This is a genomic window from Streptomyces sp. ISL-36 (assembly GCF_018614205.1).
GTDB lineage: Bacteria > Actinomycetota > Actinomycetes > Streptomycetales > Streptomycetaceae > Streptomyces.
Genome location: NZ_JAGGOS010000162.1, coordinates 1 through 12415 on the forward strand (window position 1 = coordinate 1; position 12415 = coordinate 12415).

General features: G+C 73.3%; 11 protein-coding genes. 8 read left to right on the forward strand and 3 right to left on the reverse strand.

The window, feature by feature from the left end; all coding sequences use genetic code 11:
• The first annotated feature begins 63 nt into the window (after nucleotides 1-63).
• Both cutA and J7E93_RS32980 read left to right on the forward strand, forming a co-directional pair.
• The gene (gene cutA / locus J7E93_RS32975; protein WP_215073716.1) at nucleotides 64-387 is read left to right on the forward strand and encodes a divalent-cation tolerance protein CutA; all 324 of its coding nucleotides are present in this window, start codon (nucleotides 64-66) and stop codon (nucleotides 385-387) included.
• Nucleotides 384-815: a gamma-glutamylcyclotransferase family protein gene (locus J7E93_RS32980; protein ID WP_215073725.1), complete on the forward strand. Its 432-nt coding sequence runs from the start codon at nucleotides 384-386 to the stop codon at nucleotides 813-815. The genes cutA and J7E93_RS32980 overlap by 4 nt, the downstream gene beginning before the upstream one ends.
• On the opposite strand, the gene J7E93_RS32985 is transcribed toward J7E93_RS32980, so the two are convergent.
• The 3 genes from J7E93_RS32985 to J7E93_RS32995 form a co-directional block, all read right to left on the reverse strand.
• Nucleotides 769-2865 (reverse strand): molybdopterin oxidoreductase family protein, encoded by a 2097-nt coding sequence (locus J7E93_RS32985; protein ID WP_215073717.1) that lies wholly within the window; start codon nucleotides 2863-2865, stop codon nucleotides 769-771. The genes J7E93_RS32980 and J7E93_RS32985 overlap by 47 nt on opposite strands.
• A gap of 119 nt (nucleotides 2866-2984) precedes the next feature.
• Complete coding sequence (locus tag J7E93_RS32990; protein ID WP_215073718.1) at nucleotides 2985-3776, reverse strand: vancomycin high temperature exclusion protein; 792 nt, start codon at nucleotides 3774-3776, stop codon at nucleotides 2985-2987.
• A 31-nt stretch (nucleotides 3777-3807) separates the two neighbouring features.
• A complete protein-coding gene (locus tag J7E93_RS32995) occupies nucleotides 3808-4572 on the reverse strand; it encodes an aquaporin (RefSeq protein ID WP_215073719.1) in 765 nt (254 codons plus the stop codon).
• A gap of 78 nt (nucleotides 4573-4650) precedes the next feature.
• On the opposite strand from J7E93_RS32995, the gene J7E93_RS33000 reads away from it, so the two are divergent.
• The 6 genes from J7E93_RS33000 to J7E93_RS33025 all read left to right on the forward strand — a co-directional run bounded on the left by J7E93_RS33000 (nucleotide 4651) and on the right by J7E93_RS33025 (nucleotide 12265).
• Complete coding sequence (locus tag J7E93_RS33000; RefSeq protein ID WP_215073720.1) at nucleotides 4651-5355, forward strand: hypothetical protein; 705 nt, start codon at nucleotides 4651-4653, stop codon at nucleotides 5353-5355.
• 102 nt (nucleotides 5356-5457) lie between these two features.
• Entirely contained in the window at nucleotides 5458-6336 is an 879-nt protein-coding gene (locus tag J7E93_RS33005) for a sirohydrochlorin chelatase (protein ID WP_215073721.1), read from the forward strand.
• A 37-nt stretch (nucleotides 6337-6373) separates the two neighbouring features.
• The gene (locus J7E93_RS33010) at nucleotides 6374-7669 is read left to right on the forward strand and encodes a deoxyguanosinetriphosphate triphosphohydrolase (RefSeq protein ID WP_215073722.1); all 1296 of its coding nucleotides are present in this window, start codon (nucleotides 6374-6376) and stop codon (nucleotides 7667-7669) included.
• A 122-nt stretch (nucleotides 7670-7791) separates the two neighbouring features.
• Nucleotides 7792-9051 carry an FAD-dependent oxidoreductase gene (locus tag J7E93_RS33015; protein WP_215073723.1) on the forward strand — a complete coding sequence of 420 codons (1260 nt, stop codon included), beginning with the start codon at nucleotides 7792-7794 and terminating at the stop codon, nucleotides 9049-9051.
• 67 nt (nucleotides 9052-9118) lie between these two features.
• Entirely contained in the window at nucleotides 9119-11014 is a 1896-nt protein-coding gene (dnaG, locus tag J7E93_RS33020) for a DNA primase (RefSeq protein ID WP_215073724.1), read from the forward strand.
• Nucleotides 11015-11098: 84 nt separating this feature from the next.
• Entirely contained in the window at nucleotides 11099-12265 is a 1167-nt protein-coding gene (locus J7E93_RS33025) for an RNA polymerase sigma factor (protein WP_374105464.1), read from the forward strand.
• Nucleotides 12266-12415 lie beyond the last annotated feature (150 nt).

Here is a 12415-nt window from a genome sequence, read left to right on the forward strand (position 1 = left end):
CGCCGCCCAATTCGCCCAGGCCGTCCGAGGAGACACCACGGCGGGCGTGGGTACGGTGAGGGCGTGACCCACGCACTCACCGTACTCACCACCACCGACAGCGCCGCCAAGGCCGAAGCCCTGGCCCGTGGGGCCGTCGAGGCCCGGCTCGCTGCCTGTGCGCAGGTCTCCGGGCCCGTCACCTCCGTCTACCACTGGCAGGCGGCGATCGAGACCAGTGAGGAGTGGCAGGTCGTGTTCAAGACGACGGAGACCCGCTACGACGCCCTGGAGGCCCATCTCCTGGCCGTTCACGACTACGACACCCCGGAGATCGTCGCGACCCCGGTCCTGCGCGCCTCCGCCGCCTACCTGGAGTGGATCGCGACCGAGACGGCCGCACCGTGACCCTGCCGTTCTTCGTCTACGGCACGCTGCGCCCCGGCGAGTACAACCACGACCGGTTCCTCCTCGGCCGCACGGTGGAGGAGGTGCCCGCCCGGCTGCCCGGCGCGCTGCTGTACGAAGGGCCCGGCTACCCCTACGCCGTGCCGGGCGAGGGCGAGATAGCGGGCGACCTCCTGACCGCCGCGCCCGGGGCGTACGGCGCCCTGCTCTCCGTACTGGACCGCCTCGAGGAGTACGTCGGGCCCGGCCATCCGCTCAACCTGTACGAGCGGGCCGAGCGCGAGGTCGTGCGGGTCGGCGACGGGGCCGCCGTCCGGGCCTGGGTCTACTTCGCCGCCCCCGGCACGCCCCTCGGTCCGTTGATCGGCGGCGGCGACTGGGTCACGCGGACGGCTCCGCCGGCTCCAGGCGCACGGCGCACACCTTGAACTCCGGCATCCGCGAGACGGGGTCGAGGGCGGGGTTGGTGAGCGTGTTCGCCCTTCCCTCGCCCGGCCAGTGGAAGGGCATGAAGACCGTGTCCGGCCGGATGGACGTGGTGACCCGTGCGGGCGCCACCGCTCTGCCGCGCCGCGAGACCACCGCCACGCGTTCGCCGTCGCTCACCCCGAGACGGTCGGCGAGCCGCGGGTGGAGCTCCACGAAGGGGCCGGGCGCGGCCGCGTTCAGCTCGTCGACCCGCCGGGTCTGGGCGCCGGACTGGTACTGCGCGACCACCCGCCCGGTCGTCAGCACGATCGGGTACTCGGCGTCCGTCTCCTCGGCGGCCGCCCGGTGCACGACGGGTACGAACCGCGCCCGTCCGTCGGCGGTCGCGAAGCGGTCGAGGAACAGCCGCGGTGTGCCCGGGTGGGCGTCCCCCTCGGGGAGTTCGGGGCACGGCCAGAAGACGCCGTCCTCCTCGCGGATGCGCCGGTAGCTGATGCCGGAGTAGTCCGCGGGGCCGCCGGCGGAGGCGCGGCGCAGCTCGTCGAAGACCTCCTCCGGGTCGGTGGGGAAGCCCTTCTCCCAGCCGAGCAGCCCGGCCAGGGCGTGCAGCACCTCCAGGTCGCTGCGGACCCCGTCCGGCGGGGTGAGAGCCTGCTGCCGCAGCAGTACGCGCCCCTCCAGATTGGTCGTGGTCCCGGTCTCCTCCGCCCACTGGGTGACGGGCAGCACCACGTCGGCCAGCTCGGCGGTCTCCGAGAGGACCACGTCGGCGACGGCCAGGAAGTCCAGTGAGCGGAGCCGTTCCTCGATGTGGGCGGCGCGCGGCGCCGAGACGACCGGGTTGGAGCCCATCAGGAGGAGGGACTTCACCTCTCCGCCGAGGGCGTCGAGGAGCTCGTACGCGCTGCGGCCCGGGCCCGGCAGCGACTCGGGGGCCACACCCCACACCCTGGCCACGTGCGCGCGGGCGGCGGGGTCGTCGAGCTTGCGGTAGCCGGGCAGCTGGTCGGCCTTCTGGCCGTGCTCGCGGCCGCCCTGGCCGTTGCCCTGGCCGGTGAGGCAGCCGTAGCCGGAGAGGGGCCGTCCGGCCCGCCCCGTCGCCAGGCAGAGGTTGATCCACGCGCCGACGGTGTCCGTCCCCTTCGACTGCTGCTCGGGGCCGCGCGCGGTGAGCACCATCCCGCTCTCCGCGTCGCAGAACATCCGCATGGCCTCCCGGAGCTCGGGAACCGGCACGCCGGTGATCCGCTCGACCAGCTCGGGCCAGTGGGACATCGCCCCGGCCTGGGCCGCCTCCCATCCCTCCGTACGTTCCCGGACGAACTCCTCGTCCACCCGGCCCTCGGCGACGACCAGGTGGAGGAGCCCGAGGGCGAGCGCGAGGTCGGTGCCGGGGCGGGGCGCGAGATGGAGATCGGCCTGTTCGGCGGTCCGGGTGCGGCGCGGATCGACGACGATCAGCTTCCCGCCGTTCTCCTTCAGCTCGGTGAGGTAGCGCAGCGCGGGCGGCATGGTCTCGGCGAGGTTGGAGCCGACGAGGATCACACAGCCGGTGCGGGGGATGTCCTCCAGCGGGAAGGGGAGTCCGCGGTCGAGCCCGAAGGCCCTGGTGTGCGCGGCCGCCGCCGAGGACATGCAGAACCGGCCGTTGTAGTCGATCTGCGAGGTGGCGAGGACGAGCCGGGCGAATTTGCCGAGCGTGTACGCCTTCTCGTTGGTGAGACCGCCGCCGCCGAACACACCCACGGCATCGGGTCCGTGGTCGGCGCGGGTCCGGCGGAGCCCGTCGGCGACGGCGGCGAGAGCCTCCTCCCAGGTGGCGGACTTCAGGGCACCTGTGTCAGGGCAGCGGACCAGGGGCCCGGTCAGCCTGACCCGGGAGGAGAGCACGGCCGGGGCGGTGCGGCCCTTGCCGCACAGCGCACCCCGGTTGACGGGGAAGTCGGTGCGTTCCACCACCTCGACGGAGCCCGCCCTGGGGCTCAGCGACATACCGCATTGGAGGGCGCAGTAGGGGCAGTGCGTGGGGGTGGTGACAGCCTCGGACATGGACGAAATCGTGCGACGCGCGTGTTACGGGCGGCGTCGCGTCCGATTACAGGTGCGGTACGTCGCGCTCCATGAGGAGACCCGCGACGGGTGAGGGCCGACCGAGGGCGCAGCCCGGCTCAGCGGGCCGAGGCGAGCGCCTCCGTCACGCCCTTCTCGCGTTCCCCGAGGAAGTGCGGGTCGGGGCGCAGGGCCGCGTCCAGAGCCGCCTTGCCCGCGGCGAACAGCTCCCGGGCGCCGCCGTAGTAGAAGGTGGCGTCGTGGGGCTCGGCGACCCCGACGCCGTACGACTCGACCCCGGCCGCGCCGCACAGCGCCACGGCCCGCTCGATGTGGAAGTCCTGGGTGACGAGGACGGCCCGGTCGACGCCGAAGATCTTCTTCGCGCGGACGCAGGAGTCCCAGGTGTCGAAGCCCGCGTAGTCGCTGACGATCCGGCCGTCCGGTACCCCGCGCTCGGCCAGATAGGCGCGCATCGCGTCGGGCTCGTCGTACTCGATCCGGCTGTTGTCCCCGGTGACGAGGACGACCTTCACCTTGCCGGAGCGGTAGAGCTCGGCGGCGGTGTCGAGGCGGTGCGCGAGGTACGGCGTCGGCCGGCCGTTCCACAGGCCGGCACCGAAGACGACGGCGACGTCCTGGGCGGGGACGTCGGCGGTGGTACGCAGCCGGCTGTCGGCGACGGCGTGCATCCAGGTGGCCGGGGTGAGCGCGAGGACGGTGCCGAGCATGAGGGCCTGGACGGTGCGGCGGCGGGCCCGGGTGGTGCGGGGGAGCAGTCGCCGGGCTCGGGTGCGGGGGAGCAGTCGCCGGGCCGGCTCGGTCCGCCCGGCCGGCTTCGGCCGCAGGGTCCGTTTCAGCAGCCCCGCCGGTCTCGGCAGGGCGGGTACGCGAACCCGCGGGCGTCGCATGGATGAACCTCCGTGGATCTTGTCTGCCCCGTCACCTCGTTCGACGCAGAACGGGCCCGGTCGGTTCGCCCGTGCCGTACAGAACCGTGGCGAGGGCGATACCGAGCAGCGTGCCGAGGAGCTGCGCCCCGATGAAGCCGGGCAGGGAGCCGGGGGCGATTCCGGTGAAGGAGTCGGAGAAGGCGCGGCCGACGGTGGCCGCCGGGTTGGCGAAGGAGCCCGAGGAGGTGAACCAGATCGCGGCCGCGATGTATCCGGCCACGGCGACGGGGGCGAGCGACGCGCGGCCGCTGCGCCGCAGACCCTGGATGAGCAGGACGAGCCCGGCGGTGGCGACCGTCTCGCCGAGCAGGAGGTGGGTGTCCGAGCGGACCTGGGTGGACCAGTTGCCCGGAGCCCGCCCGAACATGGCCTCGGCGAGCAGCGCGCCGGTGACGGCGCCGGTCAGCTGGGCGGCGAGGTAGAGGGAGACCTCTCGGATCCTCGGCGCGCCTTCCTCACCCCGCCGGGACCACCAGTCGGAGAGGGTCACGACCGGATTGAGATGACCGCCGGAGAGGGGGCCGAAGAGGGCGATGAGCAGGCCGAGCCCGATCGCGGAGGCGAGCGAGTTGGCGAGCAGGCGCACGCCGACGTCCTGGCTCAGGTCGCCGGCGCGGATGCCGGACCCGATGATGACCGCCACCAGGGCGGCGGTGCCGGTCATTTCGGCGATGACGCGCCGGGGGAGACCCGGAAGACCGGGGAGCTCGGGGAGCCCGGGGAGCCCGGGGAGAGGGGACGGAGACGTTCTCATGGCGGAAAATATATTCCGCAGTATGGAAAACGTAAAAAGGGAGGGGTGGCGGCGGCCGGGGAACCGTACGATCCGCGCATGATCATGGAAGCCGTCCACAACAACGCCGAGTGGTGTCAGGCGATGTGCCGCGCCCACGGCCGGCCCGGCACGTTCGGCCCCCGCGCCTGGACCAGCGACCGCCGCACCCCGCTGTACTACCCGGACGCGGTGACGCTCACCGCCGAGGCCTCCGTACGGGACGTGCTCGACGGCATCGACCGGAGCGCCCCCGGTGCCTCGGTCAAGGACGGATTCGCCACGCTGGACCTGGCGGGGGAGGGCTTCCAGCCGCTGTTCGAGGCCCAGTGGATCCACCGGCCGGCCGGGCTTCCCGTGCCGCCGGTCGACGCGTCCTGGCGGCACGTCCGGACGCCGCGGGAGCTGACCGCCTGGGCGACGGCCTGGAGCGGCGGCGACCCGGACGAGGCCGCCTTGTTCCGCGCCGAACTGCTCGCCGACCCTGCGACGCGGATCGTCGGGGGGTACGACGCCGACGGCCGGATCGTCGGGGGCGCGGTGCTCAGCGCGAGCGCCCGGGTGACCGGCGTCTCCAACCTCTTCGCCACCGAGGGCACCGACCCGGCCGCGGCCTGGGCCGGCTGCCTGGGCCTGGTGGACGACGACCGCCCCGTCGTCGGCTACGAATCCGGCGACGACCTGCCCCCTGCCCTGTCCCTCGGCTTCCGGGAGACCGGCCCGCTGCGGGTCTGGCTGGACACGGCTTCTGACAGCGGTTCCTGACAGTGGTTCCTGACAGCGGCGCCCGAGGAGCGGTGAGCCCGCGGTAAAGACTCGTGACACCCGGGCAACGGGCAGGCAACGTGCCGCCGTCAGGATCGGGTCATGACGGAGCCGGACACCACGTTCGACAGCACCGCCGAGCTGCTCGGCAGGATCACCGCGCAGCTCGGCACCCAGCTGACCCTCCTCCACCGCGACAGAACGCGCAGGCCGCCCATGAGCACATCCATGAGCACTCCCACCCTCATAGCGGTCGGCCACGGCAGCCGCGACCCCCGGGCCCGCGCCACCCTCTCCCTCCTCCTCGACCGCGTCCGCGAACTCCGCCCCGGCCTCGACGTCCGCCTGGCCCACATCGAACTGAACGCCCCCCTCCTCACCGACACCCTCGCCGGCCTCGCCGAGGAGGGCGGCCGGGACGCCGTTCTCGTCCCGCTCCTGTTCGGCCCCGGCTACCACGTCAAGCACGACCTGCCCGCCGCCGCTGCCGCCGCGCCCGCCCTCCGCACCCGGATCGCCGCCCCCCTCGGCCCGCACCCGCTGCTCGTCGAGGCACTGGCCGGCCGGCTCGCCGAAGCGGGCTGGACCCCCGCGGACAGCGCGTCCCGCTCGGCAGGTGTCGTCCTCGCCGCCGCGGGCTCCCGCGACCCCGAGTCCACCGCCGCCATCCGCCGCACCGCCGCGCTCCTCGGCGAACGCCTCGGGGGCGTACCCGTCGTCGCCGCGTACGCCTCCGCCGCCACCCCCACCGTCCCCGAGGCCCTGCGCGCCCTCGCCGCCCACGGTCGGCACCGCGTGGCCGTCGCCTCCTGCTTCACCGCCCCCGGCCTCTTCGCCACCCGCACCGCCGCCCACGCCCCCTGGATCGCCGCCGCCCCCCTCGGCGCCCACCCGGCCCTGGCCCGCCTGATCCTCCACCGCTACGACCGCTCCCGCACCGCCCCGCACACGACCCACCCCCGCGAACTCGCCTCCGCCTGAGCGCTTACGTGTCGGTCGCGGCGGTTACCTTCGGTGCATGGAAGGCATCACGGACACCCCGGGCTATGACGACACCGCGACCGAGCGCTGGGCCACCGAGCCCGACAAACGGCCCGGACGCACCGCCTTCCAGCGCGACCGGGCACGGGTGCTGCACTCCAGCGCCCTGCGCAGGCTCGCCGGCAAGACCCAGGTGGTCACCCCCGGAACGCGCAGTTACGCCTGGGACGCCAGCCCCCGCACCCGGCTCACCCACTCCCTGGAGTGCGCCCAGGTCGGCCGCGAGCTGGGCGCCGCGCTCGGCTGCGACCCCGATCTCGTCGAGGCCGCCTGCCTCGCCCACGACATGGGCCACCCGCCCTTCGGGCACAACGGCGAACAGGCGCTCAACGACTTCGCCAAGGACTGCGGCGGCTTCGAGGGCAACGCCCAGTCACTGCGCCTCCTCGCCCGGATCGAACCCAAGCGGTTCATCTCCGACCCCGCCACCGGCGACCCCGTCAGCGTCGGCCTCAACCTCACCCGCGCCGCCCTCGACGCCGCCACCAAGTACCCGTGGCCGCGCGGCGGCCACCCCGAGGACCCCGACTCGCCCAAATTCGGTGTGTACGAGGACGACCTCCCCGTCTTCGAGTGGGTCCGTCGCGGCGCCCCCGCGCACCGCAAGTGCTTCGAGGCCCAGGTCATGGACTGGTCCGACGACGTGGCCTACTCCGTCCACGACTTCGAGGACGGCCTGCACGCCGGCCACATCGACCCGAACATGCTCTTCTCCGAGCCCGAGCGCGCCGACATCTGGACGGTCGCCATCGGACGCTACGTACCGGGGGACACCGACCCGCAGGAGCTCGCCGACGCCCTCGACCGCCTGGTCGACCAGGAGTGGTGGCCGCACGGCTACGACGGATCGGCCGTCGCCCAGGCCCGCCTCAAGGACGCCACCAGCCAGCTGATCGGCCGCTTCTGCCTCGCCGCCGAGGGCGCCACCCGCCAGGCCCACGGATCGGGCCGCCTCACCCGGTACGGCGCCGAACTCGTCGTCCCCCGCGAGACCCGCAACGAATGCGCCGTGCTCAAGGCCGTCGCCGACCGGTACGTCATGCAGCGCGCCGAACAGGAGGCCCTCCGCGCCGACCAGCGCATCGTCCTCGCCGAACTCGCCGAGGCGCTCACCACACGCGCCCCCGAGGGCCTCGACCCGCAGTTCCGCGCCCTGTTCGACGCGGCCGGCGACGACCGGTCCCGCAAGCGGGTGATCATCGACCAGATCGCCTCCCTCACCGACGCCTCCGCCCGCACCCTCCACGCCCGCCTGCGCCCGCGCCGCCCCTAGCGGCCCCGCCCCCTTTCGCCATCACGCTCCGTGCGGGACGCTCGGCGGAGGGCCCGAGGCGGTACGGCTCGCCGAACGCCCGGAGGCGTAGCGTAGAAGCGGTCGCAACGAGGAGGCATCAAGTGGTCGACGCAGATCAGACCTTCGTCATCGTCGGCGGGGGCCTGGCCGGGGCCAAGGCGGCGGAGACGCTCCGTTCCGAGGGGTTCAACGGCCGAGTGATCCTCATCGGTGACGAACGCGACCACCCCTACGAACGCCCACCGCTGTCCAAGGGCTATCTGACGGGCAAGGAGGAGCGCGACACCGCCTTCGTCCACGAGGCCGCCTGGTACGCGCAGAACGACATCGAGCTCCACCTCGGGCAGCCCGTCACCGCCGTCGACCGCGAGGCCCGCACCGTACGTCTCGGCGACGGCACCACCATCCGGTACGACCGGCTCCTCCTCGCCACCGGCTCCGAGCCCCGCCGCCTCGACATCCCCGGCACCGGCCTCGCCGGCGTCCACCACCTGCGCCGGCTCGCCCACGCCGACCGGCTGCGCCACGTCCTGGCCGCCCTCGGCCGCGACAACGGCCACCTGGTGATCGCCGGCGGCGGCTGGATCGGCCTGGAGGTCGCCGCCGCGGCCCGCGGCTACGGCGCCGAGGTCACCGTCGTCGAGTCCGCGCCCACCCCGCTCCACCAGGTCCTCGGGCCCGAGCTCGGCCAGCTCTTCGCCGACCTGCACGCCGAGCACGGCGTCCGCTTCCACTTCGGCGCCCGGCTCACCGAGATCATCGGCCAGGACGGCATGGTCCTCGCCGTCCGTACCGACGACGGCGAGGAGCACCCCGCCCACGCCGTCCTCGCCGCCGTCGGCGCCGCCCCGCGCACCGCACTCGCCGAGGCCGCCGGCCTCGCTCTCGTCGACCGCGCCCACGGCGGCGGCGTCGCCGTCGACGAGTCGCTGCGCACCTCCGACCCGGAGATCTTCGCGGCCGGCGACATCGCCGCCGCCCACCATCCCCTCCTGCACACCCGGCTGCGCGTCGAGCACTGGGCCAACGCCCTCAACGGCGGCCCGGCCGCCGCCCGCGCCATGCTCGGACAGCCGGTCTCCTACGACCGCGTCCCGTACTTCTTCTCCGACCAGTACGACCTGGGCATGGAGTACTCGGGCTGGGCGCCGCCCGGCTCGTACGACCAGGTCGTCCTCCGCGGCGACGTCGGCAAGCGGCAGTTCATCGCCTTCTGGCTGAAGGACCGCAAGGTGCTCGCCGGGATGAACGTGAATGTGTGGGACGTCACAGAGCCGATCCAGAAGCTCGTCCGATCCGGTGCCCAGGTGGACACCGACGCCCTGGCCGACCCCTCCGTCCCTCTGGAGAGCCTGGCCTGAGAGCCGGCGCGTCCCCCGCGGCGTCCTCGGCGGGGGAAGAGCCGCCGGACCCCCGTAGAATTCGTGCGTGGCAGGCAGGATCAACGATGACGACGTGAAGGCGGTACGGGACGCGGTCCCGATCGACGCCGTCGTGTCCGAGTACCTCCAGCTCCGCAACGCCGGCGGCGGCAACCTGAAGGGCCTGTGCCCCTTCCACGACGAGAAGTCCCCGTCCTTCCAGGTCAGCCCCAGCAAGGGCCTCTTCCACTGCTTCGGCTGCCAGGAGGGCGGGGACACCATCGCCTTCGTGATGAAGATCGACCACCTCTCCTTCTCGGAGACGGTCGAACGCCTCGCCGCCAAGGCGGGCATCACGCTGCGGTACGAAGAGGGCGGCTACAACCCCGGCCACCAGCGCGGCGAGCGCATCCGCCTCGTCGAGGCCCACCAGGCCGCCGCCCGGTACTACATCGAGCAACTCGGCAGCCCCGAGGCCGAGATCGGCCGGAAGTTCCTCGCCGAGCGCGGCTTCGACCAGGCCGCCGCCGAGCACTTCGGCGTCGGCTACTCCCCGGCCGGCTGGGACTACCTCACCCGCTTCCTGCGCGGCAAGGGCTTCTCCGACAAGGAACTGATCCTCTCCGGGCTCTCCCAGGACGGCCGCCGCGGCCCCATCGACCGCTTCCGCGGCCGGCTCATGTGGCCGATCCGGGACGTCGGCGGCGAGGTCGTCGGCTTCGGCGCGCGCAAGCTCCGCGAGGACGACAACGGGCCCAAGTACCTCAACACGCCCGAGACCCCGATCTACAAGAAGTCCCAGGTGCTGTACGGCATCGACCTGGCGAAGAAGGACATCGCCAAGGTCAGCCGGGCCGTCGTCGTCGAGGGCTACACCGACGTCATGGCCTGCCACCTCGCCGGGGTGACCACGGCCATCGCCACCTGCGGCACCGCCTTCGGCGGCGACCACATCAAGATCCTCCGCAGGCTCCTGATGGACAACGGCTCCGCCCGGGTGATCTTCACCTTCGACGGCGACGCGGCCGGCCAGAAGGCGGCGCTGCGCGCCTTCGAGGACGACCAGAAGTTCGCCGCCGAGACCTACATCGCCATCGCCCCGGACGGCATGGACCCCTGCGAGCTGCGGCTCGCCAAGGGCGACCAGGCCGTGGCCGAGCTGGTCGAACCGCGCACCCCGCTCTTCGAGTTCGCGCTCCGCCAGATCGTGAAGCGCTACGACCTGGAGACCCCGGCCGGACGGGCCGCCGCCCTCGACGAGGCCGCGCCCATCGTCGCCCGGATCAAGAACGTCGCCTCGCAGCACGAGGTCGCCGTCCAGCTCGCGGGCATGCTCGGCATCCTCGACACCCAGTTCGTCGTCAAGCGCGTCGCCCAGATCGCCCGCTGGGCCCGCGACCGCGGCGGCCGTGGCCCCGCGCCCGCCCCCGCGCACCACCGGCAGACGGGCGCACCCGTCCAGGCGCCCACCGGCCCCGCCGGTCCCGCGCTCAACCTGCGCAGCCCCGCCCACCGCACCGAGCGCGAGCTTCTCAAGCTGGCCCTCCAGCGCCCGGAACTGGTCTCCCCGGCCTTCGACGCGTACGGCATCGACGAGTTCACCGCCCCGCCCTACGCGGCCGTCCGCCAGTGCATCCAGGACGCCGGCGGTGCGACCGGCGCACCCCCCGACTACCTGGACGCGGTCCGCGAGGCCGCACCCAACGACACCGTGCGCGCGCTCGTCACCGAGCTCGCCGTCGAGGCGATCTTCGCCAAGACGGTCGACGAGGCGTACGCCGGCGACCAGCTCGTCACGGTCCGCCTGCGGGCCGTCGACCGCCGTATCCGCGACGTCCAGGGGACCCTCGCCCGCCTCGGCGGCAACGGGGACCCCGAGCGGCTCGCCGCCGTGCAGAACGAGCTGTGGGTCCTCACCCAGTACGGCCAGTCGCTGCGGAACAACGGGGCCGCGGCGCTCTGACGTTGGGTGACGCGTCGGACTCAAAAAGTCACCGCACGCCCCTCGTGGCGGTGATGTGTCGTACCCCACACTGGGGAGCGGTGCCTGAGCCCCCGGAGCACCGGCAGCGATCACCCTGGAGGTCGCCCCCGTGCAGACCCAGACCCTGTCCGCGACGGACGTCGTGCCGGGCAACGCCCGGCCCCCCACCACCCGGAGGCGTACCCTCCAGCCGAACCGGGCGATGCCTCGGAGGCCCCCGAGCCGGCCGCGGCCGCCGAGCCTGCCGAGCCCATGGAGTTCGTCGACGAGGCGCCGGAACCGGAACCCGCCCCCCGCCGCGCCGACCCCGGCGGCAGCGGCCCCTCCTCCGACCTCTTCCGCCAGTACCTGCGGGAGATAGGCCGTATCCCGCTGCTCACCGCCGCCGAGGAGGTCGAGCTCGCCCGTCGCGTCGAGGCCGGACTCTTCGCCGAGGAGCGACTCGCCTCCGCCACCGACCTCGACTCGCAGCTGGCGCTCGACCTGGACCGGCTCGTCGTCATGGGCCGCATGGCGAAGCGCCGCCTCATCGAGGCAAATCTGCGCCTGGTCGTCTCCGTCGCCAAGCGGTACGTCGGCCGCGGGCTGACGATGCTCGACCTCGTCCAGGAGGGAAACCTGGGCCTGATCAGGGCCGTGGAGAAGTTCGACTACGCACGCGGCTACAAGTTCTCGACGTACGCCACCTGGTGGATCCGCCAGGCGATGTCCCGGGCCCTCGCCGACCAGGCCCGGACCATCCGCGTGCCCGTCCATGTCGTCGAGCTGATCAACCGCGTCGTCCGTGTCCAGCGCCGGATGCTCCAGGAACGGGGCTACGAACCCACGGCGGAGGAGGTGGCCGCCCACCTCGACCTGACCCCCGAACGCGTCGGCGAAGTGCTGCGCCTCGCCCAGGAACCGGTCTCCCTGCACGCCCCCGTCGGCGAGGAGGACGATGTCGCCCTCGGCGACCTCATCGAGGACGGCGACGCCGCGTCGCCCGTCGAGTCCGCCGCGTTCCTGCTGCTGCGCGAACACCTGGACGCGGTCCTCTCCACCCTCGGCGAGCGTGAGCGCAAGGTGGTCCAGCTCCGCTACGGCCTCGACGACGGCAGACCCCGCACCCTGGAGGAGATCGGCCGGCTCTTCGGCGTGACCCGCGAACGCATCCGCCAGATCGAGTCCAAGACCCTCGACAAGCTGCGGGACCACGCCTTCGCCGACCAGCTGCGCGGCTACCTCGACTAGAGACGACGAGAAGCCGAGCTCGTCGACCGTGAGGCTGGGCGCCCGGTGACCCGTGCCGCAGACATGCGGCACGGGTCACCGGCGAGTCGGTCGTTCCGACGGGGTGTGGATCAGTCGACCTCGGCGACCGCCTGGGCGAATTGGGCGGCG

What these genes read in the sequence shown, in the direction of transcription:
- J7E93_RS33010 (WP_215073722.1), top strand. Translation starts at nt 6,374, where the DNA reads ATGGAAGGCATCACGGACACCCCGGGCTATGACGACACCGCGACCGAG.
- J7E93_RS33000 (WP_215073720.1), top strand. Translation starts at nt 4,651, where the DNA reads ATGATCATGGAAGCCGTCCACAACAACGCCGAGTGGTGTCAGGCGATG.
- J7E93_RS32990 (WP_215073718.1), bottom strand. Translation starts at nt 3,776, where the DNA reads ATGCGACGCCCGCGGGTTCGCGTACCCGCCCTGCCGAGACCGGCGGGG.
- J7E93_RS33005 (WP_215073721.1), top strand. Translation starts at nt 5,458, where the DNA reads ATGACGGAGCCGGACACCACGTTCGACAGCACCGCCGAGCTGCTCGGC.
- J7E93_RS32995 (WP_215073719.1), bottom strand. Translation starts at nt 4,572, where the DNA reads ATGAGAACGTCTCCGTCCCCTCTCCCCGGGCTCCCCGGGCTCCCCGAG.
- J7E93_RS32985 (WP_215073717.1), bottom strand. Translation starts at nt 2,865, where the DNA reads ATGTCCGAGGCTGTCACCACCCCCACGCACTGCCCCTACTGCGCCCTC.